The organism is Rhizobium leguminosarum (assembly GCF_001679785.1).
Lineage (GTDB): Bacteria > Pseudomonadota > Alphaproteobacteria > Rhizobiales > Rhizobiaceae > Rhizobium > Rhizobium leguminosarum_R.
Genome location: NZ_CP016286.1, coordinates 4,370,018 through 4,384,793, shown reverse-complemented (window position 1 = coordinate 4,384,793; position 14,776 = coordinate 4,370,018). Strand labels below are relative to the sequence as shown.

Below are 14,776 nucleotides of genomic sequence, written 5' to 3'. Positions count from 1 at the left end.
AGCAGTCGATAGATTCTAGGCGGCCCGAAGATCTGCCGGTCTGTCAGGCGTCTCCCGCGCTCTTCGAGCGGCTTCCATATGCCGTGAGGCCCACCCCAACCTTTGCGACTTTGTGGCCTTCAATATTTGGTCGCGCGCTGCTCTAAGGACTTAATGCGCGCGACCAGTTCTCGGCGTCGATCACACGGTCGTCGATCGATTACTGCTCCTTCTTGAACAAATCCTGGAAGATGAGCTGGCCCCAAGTGCGGCCGCGTGCGTGCACCAGCGCGCCACCCTCGTTGAGCTTTCCCAGCTCGACGGGTGCGAACCCGAGTTGTTTGGCCAAGGCCGCCACGGGAGCGGTCGCGTCCTCGTCGTCGCTCGACAGAAAGACGACCCGGTGCCCGCCCTCGACGATCGGATCGGCAGCCAGGGTGGCCGCAATCAGGTGATTGAAACCTTTCACGAGCTTGGCGCCGATGAACGCCTTGGCGACGAAGGCGGAGGACGGGAGGCCGTCCAGCTCTTCAGGGACGGGAAATGCGTTCGTCGCGTCGATGACGGTCTTGCCTTCCCAGCTTGGCAGGGCCTTCGCAACCTCGCGATGTTCCCCGAACGGGACCTCAAGGATGATCGTGTCGGCCTCGAGCGCATCCCGCAGCGACCTGGCGACGACCCTGGGTCCAATCGCCCGAGCCTGCGGCGCCAGCGCCTCGGGCGGCCGGCGACTCGCGACGGTCACCTCGATGTTTTTACGGGCGAAGGCATGGGCGAGGGCCTGGCCTATCTTGCCGAATCCTACAATCGCATAGCTCATAATACTTCTCCGATCCGTGTTGATATTGATTCCTCGCCCTCAACGGCGCTGGGTTATCCGTTCCGCTGTGTGCGACCTTCGCGTAGACGTCCCGCCGTGAACGACTTCCGCGCGGCCGGAGGGTCAGCCGCTTCCGGTGATCCGGCGCGATTTCAGATGGCCGAAAAGCCGCCGTCGACATTCAACTCCATCCCATTCACGAAGCTTGAATCGTCTGAAGCAAGAAACAGCGCGACCGCCGCAATTTCCTCGGGACGACCCATCTTTCCCCGCGGGATCAGGGATTCGAACATTTGCTTCGCCTCCTCGGTGAGAACTTGGTCCTGCATCGGTGTGGCGATCGGCCCTGGGTGCAGCACGTTCACCCGGATATTCCTGCCCTTGAGTTCGTTGAGCCATCCGCGTGCGAACGCGTGCAGCGCCGCCTTGCTCGCCGCATACACGCTGTAACCAGGAAAACCTTTCAGCGAAGCAACTGACCCGGTCATGAAGATCGATCCGCCATCGTTGAACAGCGGCAGCGCCTTCTGAACCGTAAACAGCGTGCCCCGCGTATTCAGGTTGAAGGTCGCGTCGAAATGCTGCTCGGTTATCTCGCCCAGTGGGACGGCTTCGCCCGTGCCGGCGCTCGCGTACAGGATGTCGATCTTACCCCTTTCCCGTTTGACTATATCGAACAGGCGGTCGAGGTCGTCGAGATTGGACGCGTCGCCGCGCACGCCGGTTACATTCCGGCCGATCAGCTTGACGGCCTCGTCCAGCGATTCCTGTCTCCGGCCCGTGATGAAAACATAGGCGCCTTCTTCAACGAACCGCTTGGCGCTCGCCAGCGCCATGCCGCTCGACCCACCCGTGATGACTGCAACCTTAGCTTCAAGCTTTCCCATGACTTCTCCTTCTAGGCTCTGCCTTTGGTCGTTCGGGGACGCCCCGAGACCGTCGAAATGGGTCCGCCGGCATCAATTGTTGAGTGCGGAAGCGCGCACATCGGTGGTGCAAAATCGATCCGCCGGACGACTGATCCCAGCCGCGACGATCGGTGTCCGCCGTTTGGAATCGGGCCGTGTTTGCCTACATAGGCTATGATGATTGCCCGTACTGCTGTACGACGCGTTAGATACTGGCTTGGGAGGCGCACCGGGTGGTGGGATGACATTCGCTACTTTCTTGCCGTGGCGCGCGGAGGCTCGGTGCGGGCTGCCGCCGAGGGCCTCGGGGTATATCACTCGACCGTGCTGCGACGCATCGCACAGCTCGAGGAACGGCTCGGGGCGCAGATGTTCGAAAAGCTGCCTTCGGGCTACCGCCTGACGGCTGCAGGCGACGAGGTCCTCGAGCTCGCGAACCAGATGGAAGCGTCGTCGCACCAGCTGGAGACGCGCGTCTTCGGGCGCGACCAGAGCGTGCGCGGGCTGCTGCGGGTGACGTTGGCACCGACCCTTGCGACGCACCTGCTTATGCCTGATCTCGCCGATTTCGCGCGTCAGCATCCTGATATCGAGATGTACATCGTGTCGTCCGGCGAGCTGGCAAATCTGACCAACCGAGAGGCCGATGTCGCGATCCGCGTCGTCTACGACCGCAAAACCCTGCCGCTCAATCTTCACGCCCTGAAGGGACCGGAGCTGTTCAGCGGTGTCTACATGTCTCGCGATCAACTGGCCGCGTGGCGTGCGGGTGCGCCGGATCCCACCCGGTGGATCGTCATAAGCATGTTTGGTGTCCCGGACTGGGCCAGCGAGGGCGAGGTTCGCACCACGGGGGTTCCGTTCAGGACCACGGACGGCGAGGCGCAGATCGTTGCAGTACGGCAAGGGCTCGGGATGACGACCCTGCCGTGCTTCGTCGGGGATGCCGACCCCCTGCTGGTGAGGGTGCCGGGCACCGATCTCCACATGCATGGAACGCTCTGGCTTCTCACACAGGGGGAGACACGCAAGACGAAGCGCGTCCGGCTCTTCACGGAGTTCGTATCCGGCAGGCTCGCCGCGTACGCTCCGCTTCTCGCGGGGCTATCCATATCGCGCGACTGACGCTCGGCAGGTCGCCGGCGACGCTTACCGCCATCCGGTCGGAAGCCGAGCTGCCATTGCTTGAAGCGACGTCGTTCAATCCGCGAATGTTGCGCCGTTTGCGCTTTAGATCAGGATGATTTTAGGCCCGATCGGCCTAAAATCTGAATCCTGATCTAAATCAAAAAAGTAGAGCATGATGTCGTCCGAAAACCGCTCACACTTTTCGGCATCATGCTCTAGCGACCGACACCTGCAAAGTGCGGAGCCGGTTCGCAATACTCAATCAGCAATTCGGTGAGGACCCGTATCTTCCGTGCGGGATGCTGACCTGGCGGGCGGATGACATATGCACCTGCCGGGGGTGGTGGATAATGCGTCATGACCGGCACAAGCGCGCCGGAGGCTATAAATTCATGGGTAAGGCAATCGGGCAGGTAAGCGATCCCGAGTCCTGCTGCCGCGGCGGCGACGAGAGCAGTGCCGTTGTCGGCCTTAAAGCGCCCCTGCGGACGAACCGTGATGATCTTGTCGCCATCCATGAGTTGCCAGGCTTCGGTACCCTGCATGAGGGCCTCGTGAGCGACGAGTTCCTCCGGCGTCTCCGGAGACCCATGCGCCTTGATGTAGTCCGGGCTTGCGACGAACTTCCCATAGATCGGTCCGACGCGTCTTGCGATCAAGTTGGAGTCCTGAAGATAGCCAACCCGGATCGCACAATCATAACCCTCTGTGATGAGATCGACGAAGCGATCACTGTAGCAGGTGTGGATGTGGAGCTGGGGGTGGCGGCGCGCCATTTCCGCGAGGATGGGAGCGAAGTGAGTCTGGCCGAAGGAAAGCGGCACGGCAACTCGCAAGCGGCCGCGAAGGTCACCGGCGGGTAGGATCGTTTCCTTCGCCACGTCGATCTCGGCGCAGACTCTCGCTGCATAATCTCGGAACGTGGCCCCTGCTTCCGTGAGAGCGGCGCCCCGGGTGGTCCGTGCAAGAAGCTGGACACCAAGTTCCGCTTCAAGCCGGGAGAGCCGCCGACTGACGATTGACTTGGAGACGCCAAGCCGGAGCGCGGCCGGCGAAACTCCCCCGGCATCAGCCACTTCCACGAAGGTCTGCAGTTCTTCGATGTCCATTTAGCGTTCCCCTTTTCGCGACACAGCTTGCCATAAAAGGGTGCTACCGCATCTCGAGTAGGAACGGCAATACTGCTTCCAGGCAACGTCGCCCCTGGCGCATGTCTCCCGCAAAACCAATGCCGCTCATGGGCGGCAGCAAAGGAAGTAATAATGACCTTTCGTAATGGCCTTGCTTCGCTTCTTCGTCCCGAAGATTCGGTACTCGTTTTGATCGACCACCAGCCTTACCAGCTCGCGAACCTGAACAGCCACGATCCGCATGCAGTGGTCAACAACTCGACGGCCCTGGCGAAGGCCGCCAGGGCTTTCGGTGTTCCCACCATCCTGACGAGCGTGATCGCCGATCGGGGCGGTCTGATCTTCCCGCAAATCACCGATGTCTTCCCGGGCCAAGAGGTGATCGACCGGACGTTCATCAACACCTGGGAAGACAGGAAGGTCGTGGACGCGGTCAAAGCGACCGGCCGCAAGCAGCTGATCATCGCCGGCCTGTGGACCGAGGTATGCGTCGCGATGCCGGTGATCCAGGCGCTCGGCGAAGGCTGGGACGTGACTGTCATCACCGACGCGTCGGGCGGCACTTCGGTCGAGGCCCACGAGGTCGCCATCCAGCGCATGATCGCGGCTGGCGCGAACATGATGACCTGGCTGGCGCTGGCGTCCGAATGGCAGCGCGACTGGGCCCGGACCGAGCACGCGGCAGAGTTGACTGAGGTACTCAAGCAGCATGCCGCTGGCAGCGGTATCGCGTATCTCTGGGAGCAGCAGCTGCTCAACACGCCTGTGCCTAGAGCATGATGCCGAAAAGTGTCAGCGGTTTTCGGACGACATCATGCTCTAACTTTTTAATTTAGAACAGGATTCAGATTTTAGGCCGATCTGGCCTAAAATCATCCAGTTCGAGCAACGCAGGCTGATCTGCACCCGGATCAGGCGCCCGTCCGCTATCGCAGGCATCACCTTTGCGACGGGCACCCCTATGAATTCGTAGGCTGCGCGCCGTCACCTCCGTCGACGGCACCAAAGCGGGCTGTTTCCGTCGCTTCGGTCCCAACCCAAGACCAAGACTTTCGTGGCGACTTTCATCTGGCGAGTCCCGAGATCAAGCCGGAACGTAGGTCAACCTGATCACATCCTCGCCAATCCGGTCATGAGCCATCAGGCGGAGCGGCGGCCGGGGTCCGGCGAAATATGGCTTGCCGTGACCGAGCACGACGGGGTGCAGGTAGATGCGATACTCATCGATCAGGCCAAGTTCGGTGAGGCTTTGCGCCAAATTGGGGCCGGCAACTTCGATCTCCCCGTCGCGTTCCGCCTTCAGCTCGCGGATTGCGGCCTCAAGATCTTCCCCAACAAGCCTGGCATTGGGACCGACCGACTTCAACGTGCGCGAGACGACCCACTTCGGCTGGTTCCGCCACGCCGCCGCGAAAGCCTGTCGCTCTGCATCCCATTCAGGATGTTCGTCGTCCCAGTAACGCATGACCTCATACATCTGGCGACCGTAGATACCGCCCGCCTGCCGCTGAGCCTCTTCGATGAAGTGGCGGAAGAGCGTCGGGCTTGGCCCAAACGCCATATGATCGACGTAGCCGTCCAGGGACTGGTTCATTCCGAACACAAGCTTAGCCATCCTCACTTCCTTTCCTTAAACGGCATATCCGCGCGCAGGCCTGCTTGCATTATGCAATCGGTTGGAAGTTAGCTCAACTGGTTTTATATCGCAATTGGTTTTTGAAGTGCACATAGCTCCGCGAGCCGATGGTCGCCAACCGGCCGGCCTGAGATGGATAACGACCTGTCCGCTACCAGCGATCAGCATGGACAAGCCGCCGTCAGAGGACGCTATTTCAGCGGCAGAAACAGCTCCGCCACCGCCTCATGCTCCGCCACCTCCGGGAAGAAGCTCAGCCGTTGGCAATAGATCGGGAAGTTGCGTGCTTCCTCGCCGCTGGCCGGAAGCCAGTCGCGATAAAGGTAGAGCGCGGCGGGCTCCAGATTGTCGGTGTTGCCGACGACACGCAGCACCGCGCAGCGTCCACCAGGGATCTCGCCTGCTTTGATCTCTTCGCCGTTCGCCTCGATTGGTTGGCTGATCCCGACACAAAGGTCCACGCTATAATCGGCAGGCGACTGAGGACGCCGCTCGGAACGCCAGATGTTGAAGGTCGGACTTATCCCGGGGTGCAGGCCAGCGGCCTTGCGCCAGGCGATGAACCGCTGGATGGTAGCACCGAGCGTCGCCGGGTCGCCCCGATGCTCCATGATCGCCACCGGCGTGGTGAGCACATTGCGAATTATCACGTCGTCAGCGGTAAAAGTCTTCTGCATGAGCTTGCTCCTTGCATTGTCGAGAGGCCCGAAGGCGGCAAGCCACGGCTCCCAGTCGGGAGACTTCCGAAACGACGAAGGCGATTGCCCGAAGCGTTGCCGAAAGGCGCGGGCGAAGGCATCCGGCGCATCGTAGCCGGCATCCATCGCTATATCGGTGACGCGTTCTTCGTCCCTGTAGGCCAACCGGTATGAAGCGCGCTTCATGCGAGCAAGCTGGATATAGCGATGCACGGACAATCCGAAGATCGCCGTAAACTGCCGGTGGAAATGAAACTTCGAGAAGGCCGCGACACCGCTCAGAACGTCAAGATCGAGATCGTCATCGAGGTGCCGGTCGATATAGTCCAGCACTCGCTGCATCCGCTGATGATAGTTCCGAAGCGCTGCGGTCATTCGTCTTGGTCTCCGTGGCAGCTCAAACTAGATCCCTCAGGCAACGCAGCGCTCGACCGATCTTGCGGTTTGGCATGGATCAGCCGGCGTGCCGCAGAGTAGAATGGGGATAAAATATGTAAGCTTGTCGAGGCGAAAAGTCCTGGCGGCAGCGCGCTTCGACCATCGAACGTCGTCGATAGTTTACGATTGATATCGTTCAAATGGAGCTGACAATGACCGAGGACGCGATCTTCATGGTTCCCGGCCGTGAGCCGTTCGGCCGAGAGGTGTTCGAGGCGGCGGCGAGTAGCGCGAATGCCGCACAGATCGATGGGACAAACGAGATCGTCGAGATCCAGGTATTTGGTAACTGGGCATTCACCCGCAATCGTCTCAACTTGACGGTCAAGCAGCCTGGGGGCGAGCCAATTCTGCGGAGCGGATACACCCTCACCCTGTTTCGCAAGGAGGCCGGTCGTTGGCGGCTGGCGCGCGATGCAAACCTTTTGACAGCGGCTCAGTAGCCGTGAGAGCCGCTGCGGCTCTGAGCTTACCGAAGGGCAATGGCCTCAAAGCATTGACGGCGGTCGCTGGTCTAAGTTTGCGGGCCGGATAAGCCGCACAGGAAACGGCCGGCCGAGGTTCAGTCACCTCGGCCGGCCGTTGTCATGAAGGAAATGACGACTGCGGATCTGAAGCCGGCTTCAGCGGCCGTAGGTGACCTCAACGGAGGCCTTGGCAAGCGTATTGGCCCTGACATAGAAGCCAACCATGGCAGCCGGGGCGGTCTCGGGAAGCGGGAGCTTGTCCACCGAGAGTGCGTAGACGGTGAACTGGTAGTGGTGCGGCTGATCACCCGCCGGCGGGCATGCGCCGCCATATCCAGACATGCCAAAATCCGTGTGACCTTCGACAGCGCCTGCGGGAAGCTTTTTGTCACCGCTTGCGCCAGTGGCAACTTTCGAGGCATCTGCGGGAATGTTGAACACCGACCAGTGCCACCAGCCCGAGCCTGTGGGAGCATCCGGATCGTAAGCCATGATGGCGAAGCTCTTGGTCGCCTCAGGCGCACCCGACCAGGTCAGTTCCGGCGAGATGTTCTTGCCGGCGCAGCCGAAGCTGTTGAAGACCTGCGCGTCGGCCATGGACTTGCCGGCGACCAGATCCTTCGAGGTGAGCTTCATTTCGGCCTGTGCGGCCGTCGCGCCCAAGACGGACGTAGCGAGAAGTACTGCTGTGATGAAACGCATGCTGTTTTCCTGCGGTTGATAATGCCGGAAAACTATCGTCATTGCGCAAGCGCATCTGCCCCGCGATGCTCAACTTCTGCCCCGATCCGCTCAAAACGCTCGGAACCACTACGTACATGGCGCGGATTGACGCCAAACCGCTCCTTGAACCGCGCCGCGAATTGAGAAGGGGAGTCGTAGCCGACTTCAAGCGCAACCTGCGCCATCGGCAGGGTCGTCGTCTGGATGAGCCCCAAGGCGCGGTTCATCCTTGTATCGCTCAAGATCTCACTGAAGCCGGTACTTTCGGCGGCGAGCTTCCGCCTGAGCGTCGCTTCACTCATGTTGAACGAGCGGGCCGCATGGCCCAGCGTCCAATCAAAGGCCGGATCGCTTTCAATCATCTGCCGCAGCCGGTCCTCGAGCCGAGGACTTTGGCATTGACCCAGCACCGCTCCGCCGAGCGCAAACCAGGTGATGAGTTCGATCAAACGAGCCTTGGCAATGGAGCCGGGAAGCCTCGTCAAATTGCCGGGCTGACAGCAATAGTCGAACAATGCCGCTGCTTCCTCCGGCAGGTCCGAGGTGCCTGCCGGGACAGGCCTCGATGGAACGGCGATCGATCCCATCCTGATATAGGCTTCCTCGAACAGCGGTCGCGGAACAGGAAGCGCCAGGGTCTGATACTTCTGCGGCGCCTTAGGAATGTTCTCCATCGTCAACGGGCGATAGTCTGGCAGCAAGCCATAGGCGCCGGCTTCGAGGCGCAAAGCCTTGTCATCGGCCATGACGATCTTCGTTCCCGATTGCACCTGTATCAACAAGGGGCTCGTATTGACGAGGCGATAAAAACAGGCCCGCCCACCCTGACGGATCAAGGCCCTGGCCGGAACGGGAAAGACGTCGTCGAGCATATGTTCTCCGGCAAAAGGATGGATAAGAGCGGCGACCGGTAGAACCGGCATGAAGACATCCGTTGATCCGCGAATACCAAAACCGCGTGCCAGCGGCAACCTTTCGCCAGGAGCCGCAACCATATCTACCGGCTGTCGGAACTGCGTATATTTCTCGGAAGAGAGGGTGCATCGGGCTTCGAATCTGGATAATTCTTCTGCGGCAACGGTTACCCTACGGCAGAAGACCTCCCCCATGCCACGGGTAAGCCGGGAAGAATGTCACGCGAAAAACTCTTCTGAATGGATGTGCTTCGATGAAATCCAAGCCCCGAAACTTGAAAGCCACGGCCAAGCCGAACCCGGAACCCAAGCTGTCGCGCACCCACGCGCCCGCCGATCTATCGCCGGTGGACTGGCAGCGCGGCTTACGCCGCCAGTTCGGCCGGGGGCAGGCTTTCGGGCTCGAGAACCTGACCGACGAGCCGTTCTTCTCCGAGTTCCGCGTCAGCAATCCCGTTTCGAATTCCAGCTACAGGGTGGCGATTCGCGGCCGAGGCCCCGGGGGCAATTTCTGCTCATGCCCCGATTACGCCACCAGCGAACTGGGTACCTGCAAGCACATCGAATTCACGCTTGCCCGGCTGGAAAAGAAGCGTGGCGCCAAGACGGCGTTCGCGCGGGGCTATCAACCGGTATTTTCCGAACTCTACCTGCGCAATGACGGTCAAAGGCGTATCCATTTCCGTGCTGGAACCCAATGCCCGCCGGCCATGAAGGAGGCCGCCGCGGCCCTGTTCGACGCCGACCGCGACGGCATGCTGCCGGACGACCGCTTCGGCGAGCTGGAGCCTTTCATGGCCATGGCGTCCGACAGCGGCCATGAGTTCCGCGCCTATGACGATGCGCTCGACTTCATCGCTGGAAAAAGGGATGCGGAAAGACGGGCCTCGAAACTCTATCGGCTTTTTCCGCAAGGTGCCGCCGATCCCGGGCTGCAGACGCTCCTGAAGGTGCCACTCTATCCCTATCAGGCCGAAGGCGCGCTGTTTGCGACGCGGGCCGGCAGGGCGCTGATCGGCGACGACATGGGACTGGGCAAGACCATACAGGCGATCGCCGCTACGGAAATCCTGGCGCAGCATTTCGGCGTTTCGAGGGTGCTGGTGATCTGCCCGACCTCGCTCAAATACCAGTGGCAAAGCGAAATTGCGCGTTTTTCCGGCCGAGACGGAGAAAATGCGGCGCGTGTCATCAACGGTGGCCGGGCGGAACGGCAGAAGGACTTCGCTCTGGATGACTTCTGCAAGATCACGAACTACGAAAAACTCAAACCCGATCTCGACCTGATCACCGCCTGGGTGCCCGACCTCGTGATCGTCGATGAAGCGCAACGGGTCAAAAACTGGAACACCATAGCGGCGCGCGCCTTGAAAAGCGTCGACAGCGCCTACGCGATCGTTCTAAGCGGAACGCCCCTGGAGAACAAGCTGGAGGAGCTGGTTTCCATCGTCCAGTTCGTCGACCAGCACCGCTTGGGGCCGACCTGGAAGCTGCTGCACGAGCATCAGGTCAAGGATGAAGGCGGACGCGTCACCGGTTATACCGGCCTGGAAAAGATCGGCCAGACGCTGGCGCCCATCATGATTCGTCGGCGCAAATCCGAGGTGCTGCGGCAATTGCCCAGCCGGACCGACCAGAACCTCCTGGTGCCGATGACCGAGGGTCAGACACTTCACCATCAGGAAAACGCCGATGTCGTGGCGAGAATCGTCCAGCGCTGGCACAAGACGAAGTTCCTTTCCGACAAGGACCAGCGCCGGCTGACCTGCGCGCTCCAGAACATGGCATGTCGTGCAACAGCACCTATCTCCTGGACCAGGAGACCGATCACGGGGTCAAGGCGGACGAACTGGCGGCGCTACTGGACGAATTGTTCGCCGACCCCGAAGCCAAGGCGGTCGTGTTCTCCCAATGGACCCGCACCCACGATATCGTCATCCGCCGCCTCGAAGCGCGCGGAATCGGCTATGTCAGCCTCCATGGCGGCGTGCCGTCGGAAAAACGCCCGGCGCTGGTCGAGCGGTTTCGCAACGACCCCACGTGCCGCGTGTTCCTATCCACCGATGCCGGCAGCACGGGGCTCAATCTGCAGAATGCCTCGACGCTGGTGAACATGGATCTGCCGTGGAACCCGGCGATTCTCGAACAACGCATCGCCCGCATCCATCGCATCGGCCAGGCGCGGCCGGTGCGGGTCATCAATTTCGTCTCAAAAGGCACCATCGAAGAGGGCATGCTTTCGGTTCTGGCATTCAAGCGCTCTCTGTCTGCTGGAATTCTCGACGGCGGTCTTGGCGAGATTTCGCTCGGCGGCTCGCGCCTCAACCGCTTCATGAAAGAGGTGGAGAACGTCACCGGAAGCATGGGTGAAGGTGAGGCCGTGACACCGGCCGAGGAAGTGTCGAACTTCGTCATCGCCGATGACGCTGGATCCGCCGACGATCTCAAGGCCGGTGTCGAGCGAGACGCGGGAGCCAAAACGGCCGCGCGCACCGAAGCCGCCGGAGCGCCGCTGCCCCATGCCGCTTCCGATCCATGGCAAGCCCTGGCTCAGATCGGCGCGCAGGTTGTTGCCGCCTTGGCTGCGGCCAATGATTCCGATGCAACGGCGCATCCCTGGGTAGAGCGTGATTCGGCCACAGGTGCGCGGAGCCTGAAGATACCGCTTCCGCCGCCGGAAACCGCGGCGCAACTCGCCAATGCTCTTTCCGCGCTCGCCGACAGCCTGCGGGGCAGGATTGCGTGATCGGCGGCAGGCAGACGATGCTGCATGGTTGAAATCTGGCCAACCAGCGTTGGCCGCATCTCGGATCATGGGAACCATTTTGAATAAGAAGACCGGCACCTGGCGGAGTGAGCTTCGTCCACAGTCTCATCGCCCAGGGACTGGTCGGCCAGTTCGTCCTGATCGTGGCCTCATTGGCGCTTGGCAAAGACCTGCCGCAGGGCTCCGCGCCACGAGTTCGGTTAAAGACCGACAGTCTTCATCACAAACCATCGGTCTGTTGTCAATCGAGCATCGTGATCTGCGTACCGGAGTGACATCAACTATTAGAGTCCGCGCTGCCCCAGATCAGTGCATTTTCGCGCCTTGTGTTTACTTGTCATCGATGTCAACTCTGGTTTTGTCGGCAGCGTCCGCCCGGCCTTTCACGTGATCGATGAAGGCCCGCAGCTTCGGCATCACTTGATGACGGCTGGGATAGTAGAGGGACACACCCGGCGCCATCGGCGCGAACGCCTCCAGGACGCGAACGAGTTTTCCCGCCTTCACGGATCCGGCGGCGATTGGCTCCGGCACCTGCGCAAGCCCCATATCTTCGACGGCCGCTCCCAGCATGGTGGGAAAGTCGTGGGCGATCAGCGGCCCGGAGACAACAGCCTCGATCGGCTTTTTGCCGCTGACAAACGACCACGGCGCGATTGAGCCGTTCGAGCGGCGAATGCGGATGCAGGCATGCTGACGCAGATCGTCGATACGCTCGGGCCGCCCTCTCCGGCGCAGATATTCGGGACTGCCGACGACCACCAGCGGGAACGGCGGCGTCAGCCGGACCGCGACCATATCGGCTGCGATGAACTGGCCGAGCCGGATGCCGGCGTCAAATCCTTCGGCGGCGATATCGACCAGTTCCTCATTTACGGCGACCTCCACCTCGATCTCGGGAAAGGCCTGGCAGAAGGATGCAATCAGTGGCTCCAGCAGGATCGGCACCACTGCCGGCGGCACCGTGAGGCGCAATAGGCCGGCCGGTCGCTGCCCGAGGTCACGCGCAACCTCGCTTGCGGCGACCAGTTCCTCGAAGGCGGGCTTTGCGCGCATAAGGAACCGCTCGCCGGCTTCGGTCAGGCCGACACTGCGCGTCGTGCGGATGAAGAGCACTGCGCCGACACGCTCCTCGAGAGCGCGGACGGCCTGGCTGATTGCCGAAGGGGTTACCCCGAGGTCCGCGGCTGCTCTGCGAAAACTACGGTGCTGGGCAACGCTTAAAAACGCCTCAACGCCGTCGAGCGCGGCTTGCCTGACTGTGAAGTTCTGCTTCATACCGCATCGATATTATCGCGAATAGTCGATCGCGGGAAGCGGGCGTACATCTGGATCGCACAAATCAGGAGTGCCCCGATGTCGACGGAATCCATCTTCCAAACCCATCTCGTCCTAGGTTATGCCGCGTGGCTGCTTTGCTTCGGCGCCTATATTCTGCCCTGGCTCACGTCGATGGACAGGGTCAAGGCGCACCGCGCCATCGCCACTCTGCACAGCTTCCGCTTCTTCGGGCTCGTCTTCCTTCTCCCAGGCGTCGTCGGCCCCAACCTGCCTGCCAGCTTCGCCACCTTCGCTGCCTATGGCGACCTCGCGGCTGGGCTGCTTGCCATGCTGGCACTCATCACAGTCAGGATACGCCCGGTCTTCTGGCTGTTCGTCGTCGCCTTCAATCTGGTGGGAATGGGCGACCTCATCCTCGACTACTATCACGCCATCCAGGCCGACCTGCCGGCGCGGGCGGGGGAATTGGGCGCCGCATACGCGATCCCGATCATCTACGTGCCCCTGCTGATGATCACCCACGTCTTCGCATTCTATTTGCTGCTGTGTCCTCGGCCGAAGGCAACCCAGGCCCTCGCTGGCGAAGCTGCGGTATCTTAGGACTCCGCCGTCTCAAGCCCTGAACCTCGCGATAGTGTGGTGACGGAACCATCTGCCTCGCATATCTTGTCTTTGTGTTACCTGCGGGGCTCAAGCTCATGGCTCACTCCGAAAACCTTATTGCAACGGTCTCGACCAAAGGGCAGATCATTCTCCCAAAAACGATCCGCCAGCGGCGGGAGTGGGAGGCTGGAACGCGTCTCGTTGTCGAGGAAACCCCGGAAGGCGTGCTTCTGAAGCGGCTCCCTGCCTTTGCGCCGACGCGGCCTGATGGTGTGTTCGGCATGCTTCCCTTCGGCGGCGAGCCGAAAACTCTGGAAGAGATGGAAGCCGGCATGTTGGCCGAGGCCCGCCGCCGTGACGGCCCCGAATTCGCAGACGACATCTAACCCTTACCCGACCTGCGGACATAATCCACCAATGCGCGCAGCTTCAGCGGCTGCCTCTGACGCCTGGGGTAGTAGAGATAGAAGCCCGGAAAGGGTGGACAGAAATCCTCCAGCAGCGGCACGAGTTCCCCGCGGTCGATATAGGACTGGAAGGTCTCCACCATGCCGAAGGTGATGCCGGCTCCTGCGCAGGCCATGCGGATCATCATTCCCATGTCGTTGGTCGTGACGGTGGGATCGACGGAGACGTCGAAGTCGCGATCGTTTTCGGTGAACTCCCAGCGGTAAGGCGCCGTATCCGGGCGTGGCCGCCATCCGATGCAGGCATGGTTCTGCAGTTCGCGGGGGTGGCGGGGATGGCCGCGGCGCTCGAGATAGCTGCAGGATGCGGCCGCGCATTGTCGCTGCTCTTCGGAGACTGAAATCGCGATCATATCCTGTTCGATCACTTCGCCGAGCCGGACACCCGCATCGAAGCCGGCCTCGACGATATCGAATTCGTCATCGGTGATGGTGATATCGAGTTTGATGTCAGGGCAGGCTTCCATGAAGCCGGCCAGCAAGGTGCCGGACAGGAAGTTCTCGGCGATCGAGGACACGGTGATCCGCAGCAGGCCGCTCGGGCGCGCCTGCATTTCCCGCACTGTCTGCATCGCATCCTTGACCTGGCGGACCGATGGGCGAACCGCGTCGAAGAACACTTGGCCGGCTTCGGTCAGGCTGACGCTGCGCGTCGTGCGCTGGACCAGGGCGACGCCGACTCGATCCTCCAGGCGCTGCAGGGCCTGGCTGACGGCGGAGCGGGTGACGCCGAGCCGCTCGCCGGCGAGCCGAAAGTTGCGCGCCTCCGCCACCGCAAGAAAAACCGAAATGCCTTCGAGATCATCGACCATCGGTT

At 61.3% G+C, this 14,776-nt stretch carries 15 protein-coding genes and 1 pseudogene; 7 read left to right on the top strand and 9 right to left on the bottom strand.

The features are described from left to right. Positions 1–199: 199 nt before the first annotated feature. Positions 200–799 carry an NADPH-dependent F420 reductase gene (locus BA011_RS21320; protein ID WP_065281899.1) on the bottom strand — a complete coding sequence of 200 codons (600 nt, stop codon included), beginning with the start codon at positions 797–799 and terminating at the stop codon, positions 200–202. A gap of 152 nt (positions 800–951) precedes the next feature. Then, positions 952–1,686, bottom strand: coding sequence for an SDR family NAD(P)-dependent oxidoreductase (locus BA011_RS21315; RefSeq protein ID WP_065281898.1), 735 nt, complete (start codon positions 1,684–1,686; stop codon positions 952–954). A gap of 198 nt (positions 1,687–1,884) precedes the next feature. On the opposite strand from BA011_RS21315, the gene BA011_RS21310 reads away from it, so the two are divergent. Further along, positions 1,885–2,832, top strand: a complete 948-nt coding sequence (locus BA011_RS21310) for a LysR family transcriptional regulator (RefSeq protein ID WP_065282619.1) — start codon at positions 1,885–1,887, stop codon at positions 2,830–2,832. 218 nt (positions 2,833–3,050) lie between these two features. Here BA011_RS21310 and BA011_RS21305 read toward each other — a convergent pair whose 3' ends face one another. Continuing rightward, positions 3,051–3,944 (bottom strand): LysR family transcriptional regulator, encoded by an 894-nt coding sequence (locus BA011_RS21305; RefSeq protein WP_065281897.1) that lies wholly within the window; start codon positions 3,942–3,944, stop codon positions 3,051–3,053. Positions 3,945–4,097: 153 nt separating this feature from the next. Between BA011_RS21305 and BA011_RS21300 the strand changes: the two genes are divergently transcribed. Then, positions 4,098–4,745 carry a hydrolase gene (locus tag BA011_RS21300; protein WP_065281896.1) on the top strand — a complete coding sequence of 216 codons (648 nt, stop codon included), beginning with the start codon at positions 4,098–4,100 and terminating at the stop codon, positions 4,743–4,745. 304 nt (positions 4,746–5,049) lie between these two features. Here the strand turns inward: BA011_RS21300 and BA011_RS21295 are convergent, their stop codons facing one another. Both BA011_RS21295 and BA011_RS21290 read right to left on the bottom strand, forming a co-directional pair. Continuing rightward, a complete protein-coding gene (locus BA011_RS21295) occupies positions 5,050–5,580 on the bottom strand; it encodes a dihydrofolate reductase family protein (protein ID WP_065281895.1) in 531 nt (176 codons plus the stop codon). A 212-nt stretch (positions 5,581–5,792) separates the two neighbouring features. Then, positions 5,793–6,674 carry an AraC family transcriptional regulator gene (locus tag BA011_RS21290; RefSeq protein ID WP_065281894.1) on the bottom strand — a complete coding sequence of 294 codons (882 nt, stop codon included), beginning with the start codon at positions 6,672–6,674 and terminating at the stop codon, positions 5,793–5,795. Positions 6,675–6,889: 215 nt separating this feature from the next. Here BA011_RS21290 and BA011_RS21285 point away from each other — a divergent pair, with 215 nt between their 5' ends. After that, entirely contained in the window at positions 6,890–7,180 is a 291-nt protein-coding gene (locus BA011_RS21285) for a YybH family protein (protein WP_210191780.1), read from the top strand. Positions 7,181–7,360: 180 nt separating this feature from the next. On the opposite strand, the gene BA011_RS21280 is transcribed toward BA011_RS21285, so the two are convergent. Continuing rightward, positions 7,361–7,906 carry a YbhB/YbcL family Raf kinase inhibitor-like protein gene (locus BA011_RS21280; RefSeq protein ID WP_065281893.1) on the bottom strand — a complete coding sequence of 182 codons (546 nt, stop codon included), beginning with the start codon at positions 7,904–7,906 and terminating at the stop codon, positions 7,361–7,363. A 38-nt stretch (positions 7,907–7,944) separates the two neighbouring features. Continuing rightward, the gene (locus BA011_RS21275) at positions 7,945–8,799 is read right to left on the bottom strand and encodes a helix-turn-helix domain-containing protein (RefSeq protein WP_065282618.1); all 855 of its coding nucleotides are present in this window, start codon (positions 8,797–8,799) and stop codon (positions 7,945–7,947) included. Positions 8,800–9,095: 296 nt separating this feature from the next. Between BA011_RS21275 and BA011_RS46340 the strand changes: the two are divergent. Together BA011_RS46340 and BA011_RS45160 are read left to right on the top strand one after the other, a co-directional pair. Continuing rightward, positions 9,096–10,487 (top strand): annotated as a pseudogene (locus BA011_RS46340) (DEAD/DEAH box helicase); the annotation flags it as partial. Positions 10,488–10,627: 140 nt separating this feature from the next. Further along, complete coding sequence (locus tag BA011_RS45160; RefSeq protein WP_237352500.1) at positions 10,628–11,587, top strand: DEAD/DEAH box helicase; 960 nt, start codon at positions 10,628–10,630, stop codon at positions 11,585–11,587. Positions 11,588–11,938: 351 nt separating this feature from the next. On the opposite strand, the gene BA011_RS21265 is transcribed toward BA011_RS45160, so the two are convergent. After that, on the bottom strand, positions 11,939–12,886 hold the full coding sequence (locus tag BA011_RS21265) for a LysR family transcriptional regulator (protein ID WP_065281892.1): 948 nt from the start codon (positions 12,884–12,886) through the stop codon (positions 11,939–11,941). Positions 12,887–12,964: 78 nt separating this feature from the next. Here BA011_RS21265 and BA011_RS21260 point away from each other — a divergent pair, with 78 nt between their 5' ends. Both BA011_RS21260 and BA011_RS21255 read left to right on the top strand, forming a co-directional pair. Beyond that, entirely contained in the window at positions 12,965–13,489 is a 525-nt protein-coding gene (locus BA011_RS21260; RefSeq protein ID WP_065281891.1) for a hypothetical protein, read from the top strand. Positions 13,490–13,587: 98 nt separating this feature from the next. Then, entirely contained in the window at positions 13,588–13,878 is a 291-nt protein-coding gene (locus tag BA011_RS21255) for an AbrB/MazE/SpoVT family DNA-binding domain-containing protein (RefSeq protein WP_065281890.1), read from the top strand. Here the strand turns inward: BA011_RS21255 and BA011_RS21250 are convergent. Further along, entirely contained in the window at positions 13,875–14,771 is an 897-nt protein-coding gene (locus BA011_RS21250) for a LysR family transcriptional regulator (protein WP_065281889.1), read from the bottom strand. The two genes, BA011_RS21255 and BA011_RS21250, sit on opposite strands and share 4 nt — an antisense overlap. Positions 14,772–14,776: the final 5 nt, after the last annotated feature.